At 73.1% G+C, this 16,944-nt stretch carries 15 protein-coding genes; 9 read left to right on the top strand and 6 right to left on the bottom strand.

Features of this window, described 5'->3' with window-relative positions; genetic code table 11:
- Positions 1-396 precede the first annotated feature (396 nt).
- Positions 397-1,530 (top strand): hypothetical protein, encoded by a 1,134-nt coding sequence (locus tag ACFWNV_RS35115; RefSeq protein WP_383954947.1) that lies wholly within the window; start codon positions 397-399, stop codon positions 1,528-1,530.
- A gap of 141 nt (positions 1,531-1,671) precedes the next feature.
- A complete protein-coding gene (locus ACFWNV_RS35110; protein WP_383954945.1) occupies positions 1,672-2,775 on the top strand; it encodes a phosphotransferase family protein in 1,104 nt (367 codons plus the stop codon).
- Between the two features lie 36 nt (positions 2,776-2,811).
- Here ACFWNV_RS35110 and ACFWNV_RS35105 read toward each other — a convergent pair whose 3' ends face one another.
- Complete coding sequence (locus ACFWNV_RS35105) at positions 2,812-3,264, bottom strand: hypothetical protein (RefSeq protein WP_383954943.1); 453 nt, start codon at positions 3,262-3,264, stop codon at positions 2,812-2,814.
- Between the two features lie 218 nt (positions 3,265-3,482).
- Here ACFWNV_RS35105 and ACFWNV_RS35100 point away from each other — a divergent pair, with 218 nt between their 5' ends.
- The 4 genes from ACFWNV_RS35100 (at position 3,483) to fxsA (ending at position 7,533) form a co-directional block, all read left to right on the top strand.
- The gene (locus tag ACFWNV_RS35100; protein ID WP_383954949.1) at positions 3,483-3,923 is read left to right on the top strand and encodes an Lrp/AsnC family transcriptional regulator; all 441 of its coding nucleotides are present in this window, start codon (positions 3,483-3,485) and stop codon (positions 3,921-3,923) included.
- A 100-nt stretch (positions 3,924-4,023) separates the two neighbouring features.
- Positions 4,024-5,691, top strand: coding sequence for an amidohydrolase (locus ACFWNV_RS35095; RefSeq protein WP_383954941.1), 1,668 nt, complete (start codon positions 4,024-4,026; stop codon positions 5,689-5,691).
- A 309-nt stretch (positions 5,692-6,000) separates the two neighbouring features.
- Entirely contained in the window at positions 6,001-6,822 is an 822-nt protein-coding gene (locus ACFWNV_RS35090) for a polyprenol monophosphomannose synthase (RefSeq protein WP_383954939.1), read from the top strand.
- 114 nt (positions 6,823-6,936) lie between these two features.
- The gene (fxsA, locus tag ACFWNV_RS35085; RefSeq protein WP_383954937.1) at positions 6,937-7,533 is read left to right on the top strand and encodes an FxsA family membrane protein; all 597 of its coding nucleotides are present in this window, start codon (positions 6,937-6,939) and stop codon (positions 7,531-7,533) included.
- Positions 7,534-7,659: 126 nt separating this feature from the next.
- On the opposite strand, the gene ACFWNV_RS35080 is transcribed toward fxsA, so the two are convergent.
- The 3 genes from ACFWNV_RS35080 to ACFWNV_RS35070 form a co-directional block, all read right to left on the bottom strand.
- The gene (locus ACFWNV_RS35080; RefSeq protein WP_007262928.1) at positions 7,660-8,034 is read right to left on the bottom strand and encodes an RNA polymerase-binding protein RbpA; all 375 of its coding nucleotides are present in this window, start codon (positions 8,032-8,034) and stop codon (positions 7,660-7,662) included.
- Between the two features lie 320 nt (positions 8,035-8,354).
- The gene (locus ACFWNV_RS35075) at positions 8,355-9,749 is read right to left on the bottom strand and encodes an MFS transporter (RefSeq protein WP_383954935.1); all 1,395 of its coding nucleotides are present in this window, start codon (positions 9,747-9,749) and stop codon (positions 8,355-8,357) included.
- A 68-nt stretch (positions 9,750-9,817) separates the two neighbouring features.
- Positions 9,818-10,588 carry a glycerophosphodiester phosphodiesterase family protein gene (locus tag ACFWNV_RS35070; RefSeq protein ID WP_383954933.1) on the bottom strand — a complete coding sequence of 257 codons (771 nt, stop codon included), beginning with the start codon at positions 10,586-10,588 and terminating at the stop codon, positions 9,818-9,820.
- Positions 10,589-10,858: 270 nt separating this feature from the next.
- Between ACFWNV_RS35070 and ACFWNV_RS35065 the strand changes: the two genes are divergently transcribed.
- Positions 10,859-12,361 carry a PLP-dependent aminotransferase family protein gene (locus ACFWNV_RS35065; protein ID WP_383954931.1) on the top strand — a complete coding sequence of 501 codons (1,503 nt, stop codon included), beginning with the start codon at positions 10,859-10,861 and terminating at the stop codon, positions 12,359-12,361.
- 27 nt (positions 12,362-12,388) lie between these two features.
- Here ACFWNV_RS35065 and ACFWNV_RS35060 read toward each other — a convergent pair whose 3' ends face one another.
- Both ACFWNV_RS35060 and ACFWNV_RS35055 read right to left on the bottom strand, forming a co-directional pair.
- Complete coding sequence (locus ACFWNV_RS35060) at positions 12,389-14,026, bottom strand: hypothetical protein (RefSeq protein ID WP_383954929.1); 1,638 nt, start codon at positions 14,024-14,026, stop codon at positions 12,389-12,391.
- 51 nt (positions 14,027-14,077) lie between these two features.
- Positions 14,078-14,272 (bottom strand): hypothetical protein, encoded by a 195-nt coding sequence (locus tag ACFWNV_RS35055; protein WP_007262923.1) that lies wholly within the window; start codon positions 14,270-14,272, stop codon positions 14,078-14,080.
- Positions 14,273-14,552: 280 nt separating this feature from the next.
- On the opposite strand from ACFWNV_RS35055, the gene ACFWNV_RS35050 reads away from it, so the two are divergent.
- Together ACFWNV_RS35050 and ACFWNV_RS35045 are read left to right on the top strand one after the other, a co-directional pair.
- Positions 14,553-14,996, top strand: a complete 444-nt coding sequence (locus ACFWNV_RS35050; protein WP_383954927.1) for an ankyrin repeat domain-containing protein — start codon at positions 14,553-14,555, stop codon at positions 14,994-14,996.
- Between the two features lie 367 nt (positions 14,997-15,363).
- Positions 15,364-16,770: a HEAT repeat domain-containing protein gene (locus ACFWNV_RS35045; RefSeq protein WP_383954925.1), complete on the top strand. Its 1,407-nt coding sequence runs from the start codon at positions 15,364-15,366 to the stop codon at positions 16,768-16,770.
- Positions 16,771-16,944 lie beyond the last annotated feature (174 nt).

The following is a 16,944-nucleotide window of genomic DNA, read 5'->3' as shown; positions in this document are numbered from 1 at the left end:
TGGCCCCCCCCCCCGGGGGCGCCCACCCCCCCCCCGGCGGGCGCCCAGCGACACAACAGCCCTCTCGGCCCGGTCCGGCCGGGTCCCCGCCTGCGGCGGTGGCGCCGTTACCGGCGGTGATGCTGTCGCTGGACGCGGGCGCCAGCGACCTCCCTCCTCGGCCCGGCCGGGCCGAGGGGTTCCCGCCTCCGGGGAGGCCCCCGGCCCCCGCGGCCACGCCGCCCCCGGCCGCGGGCGGCCAGCGACCCCACCGGTCCCTCGGCCCGGCCCGGCCGGGCCCCCGCACGGTGTGTCTCCCTGACAGTTCGTGCCACAACCCTGTTCCCGGGAGCGTCATCTGACGTACCGTCATTTCCGCCCAGGTGTCATCCCCCGCACCCCTCACGGAGGTTCGCCATGCCCGCCGACCGGCCCGTACCGCTCGACGAATACCCCATCCACCAGGCCCCGCTGTCGATGAAGCACCTCGTCACCGGCGACCGCAACGCCTACGACCGCTGCATCTTCCACGTCTTCGACCACGCGGGCCGCGCCGTCCTGATCCTCGGCCTCGGGGTCTACCCCAACGCCGGCGTCATCGACGCCTACGCCACCCTCCGCCTCGGTGACGAACTCCTCGCGGTCCGGGCCTCCGACGCCCTCGGCGACGACCGCATGAACCTCTCCGTCGGCCCGCTCCGGATCACCGTCGACGAACCGCTCCGGCGGATCACCCTCTCCTGCGCCGCCGACCCCGCAGACCCCGACGGGCTCTCCTACGAGATCACCTGGACCGCCGAGTTCCCCGCCGTCTGGGAGCCGCACCACACCCAGCGCCGGGGCGACCGGCTCATCCTCGAAGGCCGCCGCTTCGTCCAGGCGGGCGGCGTCACCGGCACCATCCGCGCCAAGGGCGAGGAGTTCACCCTCGACGCCGACTGGACCGGCACCCGCGACCGGAGCTGGGGGGTGCGACCGATCCCCGGCGAGGAGGGCGGCCGCGCCGCCGATGAGCACCGGCCCGAGGGCTTCCACTGGCTCTGGATCCCGGTCCGGTTCGAGGACCGCTTCCTGATGGTCATCACCCAGGAGGACGCCGACGGCCACCGGGCCCTCAGCGAGGCCGTCCAGGTCTTCCCCGAGGGCAGCGGTCGTCACGACGTACAGCTCGGCTGGCCGCACACCGACATCCGCTACCGCCCGGGCGGCCGCCATCCCGAGAGCGCCGTCGTCCACCTCACCGATCCGGCCGGCCGCAAACCCCTCGAACTCGGCGTGGAGATCCTGAACTCCTCTCCGCTCGCCGTCGGGGCCGGCTATCCGCCCGCCTCCGACTGGCAGCACGGCACCTGGCAGGGCCGCGGCTGGACCGACCGCCGCACCTACGACCTCTCCGACCCCGCGGCCCACCCGATGGCCGCCTTCGGGGTCACCGACCACTCGGCCCGCTTCACCCTCGAAGGCCGCACCGGCTACGGCATCTTCGAGCACGGCAGCTTCGGCCGCCACGACCCCAGCGGCTTCGCCGACTACGGCTCGGTCGCCCCGTAGCCCGGCCTGGGCCGTCTCTTACGCGAGCGCCCCGACAGCACGCCCAGGCACGGCACCAGACGCCGCGGGCCCGGCCGACAAGATCCGAAAGAGACGGCCTGGCCCCACACCTCAACAGCCAAGCCAGAGAAGGGGTTTCCCATGGCAGGACCGGCACCGCGCCCCCGTACCTCCACCCGCGAACCCGAGGAGCTGGGCCGGCGCCTCGCCGCCTGGCTCGACACCGGGCTTCCCGGTGCGAAGGTCACCAACATCTCCGTCCCCGGGTCCAACGGCATGTCCAGCGAGACCCTGCTCTTCGACATAGAGCACCCCGACGCGCCGATCCGCGCCTGCGCCCTGCGCCTCGCCGCCGACCCGGCCGCCTACACCGTGTTCCCCACCTACGACATGCCCCGCCAGCACCGGGTCATGAGCCTGGTCGCCGCCCACACCGACCTGCCCGTCCCGCGCGTGCAGTGGCTGGAAAAGGACCCCGGCCCGCTCGGGGCCCCGTTCTTCGTGATGGCCCGCGCCGAAGGGCGCGTACCGCCCGACGTGATGCCCTACACGTACGAGGGGAACTGGCTGCACGCCGCCACCGACGCGCAGCGCGCCGCACTGCAGGAGTCGAGCATCGCGCTGCTCGCCCGGCTGCACGACCAGTTCCCGCCCGAGGAGGCGCTGTTCCTCCTCCCGGAGGGCGAGGGCAGCCCGCTGCGCCGGCATGTCGAAACCCAACGCGCCTACTATGACTGGGTGGTTGAGGGAAAGTCCCGATCACCCCTCCTCGAGCGGGCGTTCGCCCGGCTCGAAGAGCTCTGGCCCGCCGACGAGGGCGGCCCGGCCGTCCTCAACTGGGGCGACGCACGCATCGGCAACGTCATCTACGAGGCCGACGGCTTCGTACCGGTGGCCGTCCTCGACTGGGAGATGGCGGCCTGCGCCCCGCGCGAGGTCGATCTCGGCTGGACCGTCTACCTGCACCGGTTCTTCCAGGACCTGACGGTCGGTTTCGGCCAGCCCGGCCTGCCGGACTTCCTGCGCCGCGAGGACATCGAACGCCGGTACGCCGAACTCACCGGGCACACGCCGCGGGACATGGAGTTCCACACGCTCTACGCCGCCCTGCGGCACGGGATCGTGATGCTGCGCATTGCCTACCGGCAGGCGCACTTCGGCGAGGTCGAGGTCCCGGCGGATCCCGACGGCCTGATCCTGCACCATGCCAGTCTCACCGCCATGGTGCAGGGAACGTACTGGTAAGCGCCCTGGCGGCCGCCGGGCCGTCTCGGCCCGGGGTCAGGCGGCCTGCGCGTGCTGGCGCATCTGCGGCATCGCCGCGGGCGCCGGCACCCGCACCGGACGCGAGCCGGGGCCGCCGACGTGCGAGAAGGGCTGCGTCCGCCAGTCGAGGCCCTGCGGAAGCGCCAGGTGGACGACGGGCTCCAGCTCGGGGACCTCGTCGTCACCGTCGCCGAAGCCGAGGGTGGGCAGCGCGTCGGAGGCGGGCCGCCCGGTGCCCGCGCACACCGTGAGCCCGAAGGGGTTCCACGGGGTCAGGCAGAGGGCGTGCTCCGGCAGGAACTCCTCGTCGGCGACGAGGGCGATCGACTGGCCGCAGTCGGGGCAGGTCGCGTGGTGGATCTCGAAGCCCTCGGCGTATTCGAGGTAGTCGTCGTCGTCGGCGTAACCGCTCTCGACGATTTCCAGGGGCTCCGGTTCGGTACGACCGGCGCGCTTGGTGTTCAGCATGGATGTACTCCCCCTTGGGTGGGCCGGGCGGGCAGGTTCTTCGGCCACGGCCACCCCAAGCACTTCCCGTCGCGCGGCACGAGTAACCACATCCGGCCGCCGTACGCCCGCATACCCCTGTGGCCTTGGTCACATGCCCGCCGCAGGTGCCACCTCAATCCGTGGACACGGCTGGGCCTGGACGGTTCGGGGCCGTAAGTTGTGCGCCTATGAGCGCAATGGAGGAGCTGGACCGCCAGATCGTTGATCTGCTCGTGCGGGACGGGCGGATGAGCTACACGGATCTGGGCAAGGCCACGGGACTGTCCACGTCGGCGGTCCATCAGCGAGTACGCCGCCTGGAGCAGCGCGGGGTCATCCGCGGCTACGCGGCGGTCGTCGACCCCGAGGCTGTCGGCCTCCCCCTGACGGCCTTCATCTCGGTCAAGCCCTTCGACCCGAGCGACCCGGACGACATCGCGGAGCGGCTGGCCGGAGTCCCCGAGATCGAGGCCTGCCACAGCGTCGCGGGCGACGAGAACTACATCCTCAAGGTCCGCGTGGCCACCCCCCTGGAACTGGAAGACCTCCTGGGCCGCCTGCGCGCCCTGGCCCACGTCTCCACCCGCACGACGGTCGTCCTCTCCACGCCGTACGAGGCCCGCCCGCCCCGCGTGTAGATCCGGCACACCCAGCCCCTCCGGCAACGGCGCCGCACCCGGCGGCCCCCACCCGGGGCCCGTGTTCCGCGAGGCGAACCGCACCCGCCAGACTGTCGGCATGACAGACCGCACCACCGCCGCCGACTCCGCCAACGCCGCCGGAGCCCCCCGGGCCACGGACCCCACCCCCACCGCCGGAGGCCCCCGCACGATCCTCCTCCGCGGCGGGGAGGTCCACAGCCCCGCCGACCCCTTCGCCACCGCGATGGTCGTCGAGCGCGGCCACATCGCCTGGGTCGGCTCGGAAGGCGCGGCCGACGCCTTCGCCCAGGGCGTGGACGAGGTCGTCGACCTCGCGGGCGCGCTGGTCACCCCCGCCTTCACCGACGCCCACGTGCACACCACCTCCGCGGGCCTCGCCCTGACCGGCCTGGACCTGTCCACGGCCGTCTCCCTCGCCGAAGCCCTCCAGCGCGTGCGCGCGTACGCCGACGGCCGCCCCGCCGACCGGGTGCTGCTCGGCCACGGCTGGGACGCCGCCCGGTGGCCCGAACGCCGCGCCCCCCGCAGGCAGGAGCTCGACGAGGCCGCCGGCGGCCGCCCGCTCTACCTCAGCCGCATCGACGCGCACTCCGCCGTGGTGACCACGGCCCTGCTCGACCTCGTCCCCGAGGTGCGCGGGGCCGCCGACGAGCCGCTCACCCAGGGCGCCCACCACGCCGTGCGCCGCGCCGCGCTCGGCGCGCTCACCCCGGCCCAGCGCGCCGAGGCCCAGCGGGCCGCCCTCGACCGGGCCGCCTCCCTGGGGATCGGCTCCGTCCACGAGTGCGGCGGCCCGGAGATCTCCTCCCCGGAGGACTTCACCGCCCTCCTGGAGCTGGCGCGGACCCACCCCGGCCCGCGGGTCTTCGGCTACTGGGCCGACCGGGACCTCGCCCGGGTCGGGGAACTCGGCGCCGTCGGGGCGGCCGGCGACCTCTTCGTCGACGGAGCCCTCGGCTCGCACACCGCCTGCCTGCACGCCCCGTACGCCGACGCGGACCACACCGGCATCGACTACCTCGACGCCCGGGCCGTCGCCGAACACGTGGCCGCCTGCACCGAGGCGGGCCTCCAGGCGGGCTTCCACGCCATCGGGGACGCCGCGATCACCGCCGTGGTCACCGGGGTCCGGGCCGCCGCCGACAAGGTCGGCCTGGACCGGGTGCGCGCCGCCCGGCACCGCGTCGAGCACGCCGAGATGATGACCCCGGCCACCATCGCCGCCTTCGCGGAGCTCGGCCTCACCGCCTCCGTGCAGCCCGCCTTCGACGCGCTGTGGGGCGGCGAGCAGGGCATGTACGCGGACCGGCTCGGCGCCGAGCGCGCCCGCACCCTCAACCCGTACGCGGCCATGCTCAAGGCCGGCGTCCCGCTCGCCTTCGGCTCCGACGCCCCGGTCACCCCCCTCGACCCCTGGGGCACCGTCCGGGCGGCCGCCTTCCACCACACCCCCGCGCACCGCATCTCCGCACGGGCGGCCTTCGCCGCCCACACCCGCGGCGGCTGGCGGGCCCTGGGCCGCGACGACGCGGGCATCCTGGTCCCCGGCGCCCCGGCCGACTACGCGGTCTGGGACACCGCCGAACTGGTGGTCCAGGCCCCCGACGACCGGGTCGCCCGCTGGTCCACGGACCCCCGCTCCGGCACCCCCGGACTGCCGGACCTGACACCCGGCGGGGAGCTGCCGGTCTGCCTCGCCACCGTGGTCGGCGGCCGGGAGGTATTCGTACGGCCACAGGGGTGATCCGGGTGGCCGTGGTTCGGTGAGGGCGGCCGGACCCGGATAGGTTCGGCCGGGTCCACCACCGGACGTCCGAACCGGACGGAGCCGAACGCTCAGCCGCGCCCGCGCCTCGGGGGCGAGGGAAGGTTTCGCCGCAAGGGTGTCCCCCCTGCTCCACAGGGGCTTGGGGGCAGGTGGCCTCAGATCGGGGCCCTGCGGTCCAGTAGACAACGGTCAGGCGGCCCGCAGCCAGCGGGAGCCGGTCCGGCCCGAAGGACCGCGGGCCCCGATCGCTGTTCTAAAATCATCCTCTGCGACACGACGTACAGGATGTACGAGAACGCAAAAGGGGAATCAGTGAGCGACGGCGGACAGCGAAGCTACGGACCGCTCGGCACGGCCTTGGTGATCATTCCGACCTACAACGAGGCGGAGAACATCGGGCTGATCGTCGGCCGCGTCCGCGCGGCTGTACCCGGGGCGCACGTCCTGGTCGCCGACGACAACAGCCCGGACGGCACCGGAAAGCTCGCCGACGAGCTGGCGGCCGCGGACGACCAGGTCCACGTACTGCACCGCAAGGGCAAGGAAGGCCTCGGGGCCGCCTACCTGGCCGGCTTCGGCTGGGGCCTGGAGAACGGCTACGGCGTCATCATCGAGATGGACGCCGACGGCTCCCACCAGCCCGAGGAACTGCCCAGGCTGCTCACCGCGCTGGAGGGCGCCGACCTGGTGCTGGGTTCCCGCTGGGTGCCCGGCGGCCGGGTCGTCAACTGGCCCAAGAGCCGGGAGTTCCTCTCCCGGGGCGGGTCCACCTACTCCCGGCTGATGCTGGGCGTCCCGATCCGCGACGTCACCGGCGGCTACCGCGCCTTCCGCCGCGAGACCCTCGAAGGGCTGGGCCTGGCCGACGTGGCCTCCGCGGGCTACTGCTTCCAGGTCGACCTGGCGCGGCGGGCCGTGCAGAAGGGCTTCCGCGTGGTGGAGGTGCCCATCACCTTCGTCGAGCGCGAGTTCGGCGACAGCAAGATGAGCAAGGACATCGTGGTGGAGGCCCTCTGGCGGGTCACCCAGTGGGGTCTCAAGGAGCACGCCGGCAAGCTCTCGGACAAGGTGTCGGACAAGCTCACGGGCAAGCCCCGGAACAAGTAGCCCGCCCCGGGAGCGGTACGAGTAACCCGCGCCCGGAGCGGTCCGCCACCCCTAGGGGATGTCCGGTACCTCCGGCTGAGGACGTCTTTACCCCGACCCAGGCACACTGGGGATATGACGACCGGAGTTCCGACCTCTACGGCCCCCCGGCGGCGTTCGCCCGCCCGGACGTACCTTCCCCTGGCCATCGCTGCCTGGCTGATCCTGGAGATCTGGCTGCTCGGCCAGGTCGCCGGGCTGATCGGCGGCGGCGGTGTCGCCCTGCTCCTCGCGGGCGGCCTGGTGCTGGGTGCGGTGGTCATCAAGCGGGCCGGGCGACGCGCCTTCAAGAACCTGACGGACACCTTCCAGCAGGCCCAGGAGGGCCGTCAGCCGACTCCGCAGCTTCCCGGCAAGCCCGGCACGGGCAACGGCCTGACCATGCTGGCCGGCCTGCTCCTGATGATGCCCGGCCTGATCTCCGACGCGGCCGGCCTGCTGCTCCTGCTCCCGCCCGTCCGCGCCCTGATCGGCCGACGGGCCGCCCGCTCCCTGGAGCGGAAGATGGCCTCCGCGCCGGCCGGTTCCTTCGGCGACGCCTTCCAGCAGGCCCGGATCCACCACCCGGACGGCAAGGTCGTCCCGGGTGAGGTCATCCACGGCGAGGTCGTCCGCGAGGACGGCGGCCCGCAGCGCCCCGACAACGGCTACCGGCCCCCGCTGACCCCCTGAGTGCTGACCCCCTGAGCGCGCACGACAAAGCCGAGGGGCCCCACCACACGGTGTGTGGTGGGGCCCCTCGGCTTCTTGCTGTCTTGCGGTGCTGCGGGTACTGCTCGCCGCTGTGGCGTCCGGCTGTCAGGCGGACTTGCGGCTGTCCCGCGGATGCACGGCAATGTTCATGGCGCCGGAACGAAGGACCGCAAGCCTCTCGGCCAGCACTTCCTCCAGCTCCTCGCGGGTGCGCCGCTCCATGAGCATGTCCCAGTGCGTTCGCGCAGGCTTGCCCTTCTTCTCTTCGGGCCCATCCCCGTCAACCAGGAGTGCCATGGCGCCACACGCCTTGCACTCCCACTCCGGCGGAATTTCTGCCTCAACCGAGAACGGCATCTCAAATCGATGTCCGTTCTGGCATGCGTACTCCACCGCCTGGCGCGGGGCCAGATCGATGCCGCGGTCCGTCTCGTAGCTGGTAACCACGAGCCGCGTACCGCGGAGAGCTCGCTCACTCATGAATCGTGCCTCCCGGGCTTGTCGCCCACAGGACAGGTGTCGCTGTCGTCGTCATCCGGTCAACGTCCGGTCGGCGGTATAGATTCCCGCTCCGGGTCATGCGTCGCCCGTCGTACCGCCCCTTGTTGTACCCACCAGTGCCCGTTTTGTCACATCTGGCAGCAGATGTGACCCAACGTCTTCACTTCATAAGCACGCAGTAACGGTCCGCCTGGCAGGCCAAAGGCGTACACTACCGGCCCTTAGCTTGAACGTCGAAATTCGTTCCGAATTCGCGCGGCTGTGACCCCTCGGATCCGTCGGTTGCGTCGGATCCCCGGTCAGATCCGCTCGGGTACAGGATTCCCCGCCGCCTCCACCGCGCGCCGGACCGGCACTCGGGCGAGCAGCACGAAACCCAGTGCGAAGAAGACCACCAACGAGATGATCGCGTCCCGGTAACTGCCCGTGACCTGGTACGTGAGCCCGAAAACCAGCGGCCCGACCCAGCTCAGTCCCCGGTCGCTCATCTCGTACGCGGAGAAGTACTCGGCCTCCTTGCCCGCCGGAACCAGGTGCGAGAACAGCGAGCGCGACAGCGCCTGGCTGCCGCCCAGCACCAGTCCGATCATCGCGGCGAGTGCGAAGAACCACACCGGGGTCCGGGCCGGCAGGAAGTATCCGGCGGCCAGGGTCACGCCCCAGGCCAGCAGCGATCCGAGGATCGTCCGCTTGGCGCCGTAACGGACGGCCAGCCGGCCCATCCCCAGAGCGCCCGCCACCGCGAGGATCTGGACCAGCAGCACGGCCACGATCAGCGTCGCCTGCTCCAGCTCCAGCTCCTCCGAGCCGTAGATGGAGGCCTGGGAGATCACGGTCTGCACGCCGTCGTTGTAGATCAGGTACGCCAGCAGGAACGACAGGGTCAGCGGATAGCGCCGCATGTCCTTCAGCGTGGCCACGAGCTGCTTCCAGCCGCTGACGGGCGGACCCTCCCCGGGCTCCCGGACCACGGCCCGGTCCCGCAGCCGGCGCAGCGGGACGATCGTGAAGGCGCCCCACCACAGCCCCGCCGAGGCCAGGCAGATCCGTACCGCCTCGCCCTCGGAGAGCCCGAAGGAGTCGTGGCCCTGGTAGAGCACCAGGTTCAGTACGAGCACGAAGGCGCCCGAGGTGTACCCGAAGGCCCAGCCGCGCGAGGAGACGGTGTCCCGCTCGTCCGGGGTGGAGATCTGCGGCAGATAGGCGTTGTAGAGCACCACGGAGCACGACAGGGCGGCGTTCGCGACGATCAGCAGCAGCCCGCCGAGCAGGTACCGGTCCCCGCCCAGGAAGAACATCCCGGCGGTGGCCGTCGCGCCCGTGTACGCGGCCGCCGCCAGCAGCGGCTTCTTGCGGCCGCTCCGGTCGGCCAGGGCGCCCACCAGCGGCATGAGCAGGACGGCCACGATCACCGAGGCCGACACGGTGTACGCGAAGTACGAGCCGGCCCGCACCGGGATGCCCAGCGGATGGACGTACCCCTCGGAGTCGGCGGCGGCCTTGGCCACCGCCGTCAGGTACGGCCCGAGGAACACCGTGAGCACGCTCGTCGAGTAGACGGAGCTGGCGAAGTCGTAGAAGTACCAGCCGTGCTGTTCGCGCTTGCGCGCCGCCACCGCGGCCTTGGCCCCGGCGGCCTCCGCTCCGCCGTCCCCGGCCCCCGGTTCCGCGTCTTCAGTGGTCTGCGCACTCATTGGTGCCCCCTCGCTGGTCCCCGTACCGCTGCGGCCGCCGCCACCGGGCGCGCAGCCGAACGGGCCGGTCAGGCCCAGGCTCCGCGCCGGTCCAGCACCGTGCGCAAGATGTCGATCCGGTCGGTCATGATGCCATCGACTCCCAGGTCCAGGAGGGCCTCCATGCGTTCCGGTTCGTTCACGGTCCACACGTGCACCTGGAGCCCCCGCTCGTGGGCTGTCCGCACGAACCTGCGGTCCACCACGCGGATGCCCGCCTGGGTCTCCGGCACCTGGGCCGCCACCGCTCCGGCGCGCAGCGCGGCGGGGATCGCGTACGACCGCAGGCGCAGGCCGACCACCCCCGCCACCCCGTACGAGGTCGCCAGCCGAGGGCCGGCGATCTTCTGGGCCCGGGCGACCCGGCGCTCGGAGAAGGAGCCCACGCACACCCGGTCCCAGACCCCGGTCCGCGCGATCAGGCCGACCAGCGGGTGCACGGCGGACTCGTCCTTGATGTCCACGTTCCACCGGGCGTCCGGGAACTCCTCCAGCAGCTCCTCGAAGAGGGCGAGGGGCTCGCTGCCACCGGCCCGGACCTCCCGGATCCGGCTCCACGGCAGCTCCCGGATGCGCCCCTGCCCGTCGGTGACCCGGTCCAGGGTGGAGTCGTGGAAGGCGACCAGTTTCCCGTCGGAGCTGGCGTGCACATCGGTCTCGAAGTACCGGTAGCCCGCGGCGGCCGCCCGCCGGAAGGCGGCGGCGGTGTTCTCCAGGCCGTCCGCGGCCCCGCCGCGGTGCGCGAAGGGGATGGGGCCGGGGTGGTCGAGATAAGGGTGGGGGAGGCGTACGTGCGTCACCGCGGCAGTATGCCCCCTGCTCCCGCCGGCGCGGGAGCGTCCCCCGGTGGCCGGTGGGTGAACGGCCGCCGGGTCGGCTCCCCGGCCCGCGCGGCGCGCGGCCGCAGGGCGCGTACGCGGCACGGTCGCGGTACACGTCCGCGGCACGGTCGCGGGGCCTCCCGCTCTCGCACGGAGCACTCCGTGGCACCCTGGACCCGGCAGGACCAATCCAATGCCGGCCCCCCACGGGCCGGCAGGTGCCAATTCGACGAAGGTGGACCGGAACGCATGGCTCAGTGGACCTCGGCCGTCGGTGCCGCACAGCTCGGCCGCCTCATCACCTCCCAGCAGGGCCGGACCGCCGCGCCCGGCGGGCGCAAGCTGCCCGCGTACCGCACCCTCTCCGACGGCATCCGCCTGCTCGTCCTCGAAGGCCGCATCCCCGTCGCCGCCCGGCTCCCCGCCGAGCGGGAGCTGGCCGTGGCCCTCTCCGTCAGCCGCACCACCGTCGCCGCCGCCTACGAGACCCTGCGCGGCGAGGGGTTCCTGGAATCCCGCCGGGGCGCGGGCAGCTGGACCTCGGTGCCCGCCGGCAACCCCATGCCGTCCCGCGGCCTGGAACCCCTGCCCCCCGAGTCCCTCGGCTCGATGATCGACCTCGGCTGCGCCGCCCTCCCGGCCCCCGAGCCCTGGCTCACCAAGGCCGTCCAGGGCGCCCTGGAGGAACTCCCGCCGTACGCCCACACCCACGGGGACTACCCGGCCGGGCTGCCCGCGCTGCGCCGCATGCTCGCCGACCGCTACACCGAGCGCGGCATCCCGACCATGCCCGAGCAGATCATGGTCACCACGGGCGCAATGGGCGCCATCGACGCCATCTGCAGCCTCTTCGCGGGGCGCGGCGAGCGGATCGCCGTGGAGTCCCCGTCCTACGCCAACATCCTCCAGCTCATGCGCGCCGCCGGGGTCCGCCTCGTGCCCGTCGCCATGGGGGAGGGGCTGACCGGCTGGGACATGGACGTCTGGCGCCAGGTGCTCCGCGACTCCGCCCCCCGGCTCGCCTACGTGGTCGCCGACTTCCACAATCCGACCGGGGCCCTGGCCTCCGACGAACAGCGCCGCGCCATGGTGGACGCGGCCCGCTCCGCAGGCACCGTCCTCGTCGCCGACGAGACCATGGTCGAGCTGCAGCTCGACCCGACGCTGGAGATGCCCCGCCCCGTCTGCTCCTTCGACCCGGCCGGCTCCACCGTCATCACCGTGGGCTCCGCCAGCAAGGCCTTCTGGGCCGGGATGCGCATCGGATGGGTCCGCGCGGCCCCCGACGTCATCCGCAGCCTGGTGGCCGCCCGCGCCTACGCCGACCTGGGCACGCCCGTGCTGGAACAGCTCGCGGTGGACTGGCTGATGCGCACCGGAGGCTGGGCGCAGGCCGTGGAGATCCGCCGCGACCAGGCGCGCGAGAACCGGGACGCGCTGGTGGCGGCGGTCCGCCGGGAGCTGCCCGACTGGGAGTTCCGGGTGCCGCTCGGCGGCCTGACCCTGTGGGCCCGCGCGGGCGGGCTCTCCGGCTCCCGGCTGGCCGAGGTGGGGGAGCGGGTGGGCGTACGGGTCCCCTCGGGGCCCCGCTTCGGTGTCGACGGGGCCTTCGAGGGGTACGTCCGGCTCCCCTTCACCGTCGGCGGCCCGGTGGCCGAGGAAGCGGCGGCCCGGCTGGCCGCCGCCGCCCGGCTGGTCGCCACCGGAGCGGGCGGCGGCGGGGCGGAGCCGCCGCGCACCTTCGTCGCGTAGGAGCGGACGAGCCCCGCAAGAGAGGCCCTACGGGGCGTCCGCCGGGACCTCGGGGATCTCCGAGGCGTCGATCGCCGGGCCCTGCGCCTGGGCGGGCGCCTGGACGATGTGCAGGGGCTTGCCCAGGGTGACGTGGTCCGGGACCGGCTTGGGCGGCGCCTGCCGCTCGGGCAGCAGGTCGAGCACGGCCTGCCGGTGTCCCGGGTGGGTGGCGTCGTCGTACGGGTCCGGGGTGGCCGGCACCTGGAGCCGGTGCACGGGACCGGAGCCGAGCCGGGCGTACCCGCGCCCCGGCGGCAGTACGGCCGTCGGCGTGGTGTGCGGGGGCAGCCCCAGGACGTCGGCGATCTGCTGGATCGTGGCGGCTCCGAGCACCACCCGGGCCCGTGTGTGCTGCCAGACGGAGTCGTTCAGCAGCTCCAGGTGGTCGAACTGCTCGGCCACCACCACGGTCACGTGCGCGGCGCGCCCGTGCCGCAGCGGCACCTGGAGCTGGGCGATCGGGTCGGGGGCGCCCTCGGCGGTGGCCAGGTGGGCCAGCACGCTGGGCCGGTCGAGCAGGATCCACAGCGGCCGCCGGGTGTCCTCGGGGGCGGGCCGGCCGGCTTCGCGGGCCCGGTGGGTGGCGATCAGGCGCCGCTCGGTCTCGCGGGCGGCCCATTCCAGGGTGGCCAGCGCCCCGGTCGGCCCGCACTCCACGGCGAGCACGCCGGCGCGGCCGGAGAGGCAGGAGTACTCGCCGGTGCCGCCGCCCTCCACGATCAGCACCTCGCCCCCGTGCCGCAGGGCCTGCAGGGCGATGGAGCGCAGCAGCGTGGACGTACCGCTGCCGGGCTGGCCCACGGCCAGCAGATGGGGTTCGGCGGACCGGGAGCCGGTGCGCCAGATGACCGGAGGCATGTCCCGGGGCTCGTCGCCGTCCAGGACGGGCAGGGTGCGCTGCACGCTGCCGGGGTCGGTGAAGCCGAGCACGGTCTCACCGGGGGAGGTGACGAAAGGCTGGGCGGCGATGCCTGTCGGCAGCGCCGCCAGCACGCTCAGGTCGAGCTGGTTGCCCTCCTCGTCCCAGTCGAAGAGATACTCCCGTCCGCGCCCGGACTTGGCGTGCAGCAGTGCCTCGATCCGGGCCCGCGACGCGGCCTCGCCATCGGTGAAGTAGGCCGGGTAGCGGATGTGGAGCCGGGTGACGCGGCCCGCCTCGTCGAACTCGTAGCCGCTGAAGGCCTTGTCCCACTCCCCGCCGTGGGCGAAGAGGGGGCTCGGGTCCTCCGGGATGGAGAAGTACGGCACGAGGGCTTCGTAGAGGGAACCGAGCCGTTCGGTCTCGGCATCGCTGGGCCCGGTCTTCACCGGGGTGCGGTCGCGTCCCTGCCAGGCCGCCGCCGCCATGAGGGTGATCAGGGCGGTGAGGGGGCCGTAGGGGACGAGTGCGACCACGAGGACGCAGGCGGCACCCAGGAACAGCGCGGGACCACGCTTGTCCTTGGGGGTGTCGCACCATTTGCGCCGTCCGGCCGAGGCCAGGACGCGCAGCCCGCGTCCGATGGTGAGGAGCGGATGGAGGACGTCCGTGGCGCTGTCCGCGGCCGTGCGAGCGAAGTCGCGGCCCCGGGTCAGCGACACGGTGCCGCTGCTGAGGATGCGGGGAAGTGGGCGCCGGGCCACGGGCGTCTCCTGGAGTTGTGGATGCTTCGGGTGGGTGCCGGGGGCCGGGCGCTAGAGCTTGATCCCGCCGAGAAGGCTCGCGAGGCTCGCCGTGCTCGCCGTGATGCTGGGGGCGATGGCGGAGCCGGCGAGGAAGAAGCCGAAGAGCGCGCACACGAACGCGTGCGTCAGCTTCATGCCGTCCTTCTTGAAGAACAGGAAGCAGATGATGCCGAGCAGGACGACACCTGAGATGGACAGGACCATGAGTCAGTTCTCCTGGTGGGTGGGGACAGTCACCATCAGTTCTTCCAGGCTCACAGGAAGTATCAATGCGATAAAAGGTGCATACGGGTGAATCCAGCAATTTTTCACTGGACCGGCCCCTCCCGGCTGGCGCGCCTGGCGGGTTGGGGGCACGGGGCCCGCAAGGTGATCATTGCCTCGGCCCACGCCTCTCATGTGCAGGTCCGGGCGTTACTCTGACGCTTCACCCGTACGGACGCAGTGCCGTGCGCAGCCCTGCCCGTGAAAGGCGGTACGACCGATGAGTGAGCACGTCGAGAACGGCTCCCAGGACTCCCAGGACTCCCCGGACTCCCCGGACGTTCCCGACCAGGACGTCGTCGAGCTGGCCACCAAGATCTTCGACCTCGCCCGTCGGGGTGAGACCGAGACCCTCGCCGCGTACGTCGACGCGGGCGTCCCGGCGAACCTCACCAACGACCGCGGCGACACCCTCGTGATGCTCGCCGCCTACCACGGCCACGCCGAAGCCGTCACGGCCCTGCTGGCCCGCGGAGCCGAGGCCGACCGCGCCAACGACCGCGGCCAGACCCCGCTCGCGGGGGCGGTCTTCAAGGGCGAGGAGGCCGTCATCCGCGCGCTGCTCGCCGGCGGCGCCGACCCGAACGCCGGAACGCCCTCCGCCGTGGACACGGCCCGCATGTTCGCCAAGGCCGACCTGCTGGAACTTTTCGGAGCCAAGTAGTCCGCTTCTGGCCGCTCCCTGGCCGCTCCCTGTCCGGTCCTTGGCCGGTTCTTTGGCCGGTCCAGACCTCACGGGTTGGTCACGGCGGCCTTAAATGTGGTCGCGGCGCACAAACCGCCTGGGTCATCATGGCGTCGGATTCGATTCGCGGACAGGACGGACGGGCAGGAGCGGGCAGGACACAACGGGTGTCCGACCCCCACTCCTGCCGGGGGACCGCCGCCCTGGCCGAGAAGCACCGACGAGAGTGAGAAGGCAATGGTCTACATCGAGCGGAACCTGACGGCGGACGTCCTCGCATGCTGTTACGCGGCCCTGTGAATTCCGATTCCCGGTTGCGTCCCCAGCTTGATTTGAGGCCATTCCCATGTTCGAACCAGTCATAGCGCCGAGCGGCACCCTGCTCGGTCTCCTCCAGCGCGGCCGCGGCGACGGCACGCTGCACGCACTCGCGGCGCCCAGGGCCGAGGCCCTCGCGGCGCTCAACCACTGCGTGGCCGGCGATCCGCGCCAGGACTGGCAGGTCGAGAACCGCTCCCTGTACTACGCACGCCTGTACCTGGATCTCGACGGCCCCCTGGGCGAGATCGAGGCCCACCTCTTCAGCGTCGACGACCTCGTCGACGAGGACGACCACCGCACGGGCCTCGCCCTGTCCGTCCTGGGCCACCTGGCCTCGTACGGCCGCGACGACGCGCTCATGCTGCTGCGCCGCTACGCCGCCACGGGCGCCAACTGGGCCTGGGCCCTCGACGAGCTCGCCCTGCGCGACGACGACGAGGGGCTGCGCTCGCTGGCCGACCCCGTCCTCGCCCGCTTCCCCGCCGGCGCCGAGGGCGAGGCGCGGCTCGCCGCCGCCGTCCGCGACGCCTACGAGCCCAGGCCCTGGCGCCTGTGGGAAGAGGCCGCGGAACCCAACGCCCACGCCGAGCGGCTGCGCGCCGCCCGCCAACAGGGCTCCTTCGACCGCTGGCAGCGCCAGCTCACCCCGCGCGGCCCCCAGCCCGGCTGGGGCGTCCAGGCCGTCTTCGACTGGGCCGCCGACGGACTGCGCCGGGGCACCCCCCTGCACGTCCCGGCCGCCCGCTGCCTCGCCGCCGTGGCCACCCCCGAGGACCGCTCCGCGATCCTGGCGGCCGCCGCCGGGGCCTCCGGAGAGGCCGCCCGCGCCACCGCGCTGCACCACCTGGTCCTCGCCGAGCCGGAGAACCCGGCCGTACTGGACCTCATCGAAGCCGCCGGCGACGAGCCGGCCGTAGCCGCCTACGAGCGCATGTGCGGCCCCGCCGCCGTTGAGCGGGCCCGGCGCTGGGTCCAGCGCCCCGACGCCCTCGGAACGGCCGCAGCGACCCTCCTGGCCGCCAAGGGCGGAGCCGAGGACGCCCCCCTCGTCCTGGGCGCCCTGCGCTCCACCGTCCGCGGCTCCGGCCCGGACTCGACCCCGCTGTTCACCCTGGTCGACGGAGCCGGCCGGCTCCGCATCGCCTGCGCCGCCCCGGTCCTGCGCCACGTCTACCGCGAGACGGCCTCCTCCGCCCTCCGCGGCCGCGCCGCACGCGCCCTGGCGGCGACGGACCCCTCCTTCGCGGCGGGCTTCGCCGTCGAGTGCCTCTGGGACTGCGAGGAGACCACCCGCGAGGTGGCCGCCCGCCACGCCGAAACGGCCGACGCCCGAGTGGCCCCGCGCCTGCGCCGCCTGGCGGCCGACCCGGCGGAAGAAGAAGACGTCCAGTCGGCGGTCCGCAGCCGCATCACCCCGGAGTCGGCGATGTAGCCACGATCCGGCGCCGCTCGCCTCAAACGCCGGCGGGGCTGGGGTTGGCCTGGGTGGTGGGCTTGCTGCGTGGGTGGGTCGGTGCCGGGGTCGGGGTGGGGTGTTGGCCTGGACTGCATGATTTAGGCGCCCTGACCCCTACGTTCGACAGTTTTGGCTTCCCCATGCGCCACA

Source organism: Streptomyces sp. NPDC058401, from assembly GCF_042722885.1.
Lineage (GTDB): Bacteria > Actinomycetota > Actinomycetes > Streptomycetales > Streptomycetaceae > Streptomyces.
The sequence above is the reverse complement of the archived record's forward strand: the minus strand, read 5'-3'. Positions and strand labels throughout refer to the sequence as shown.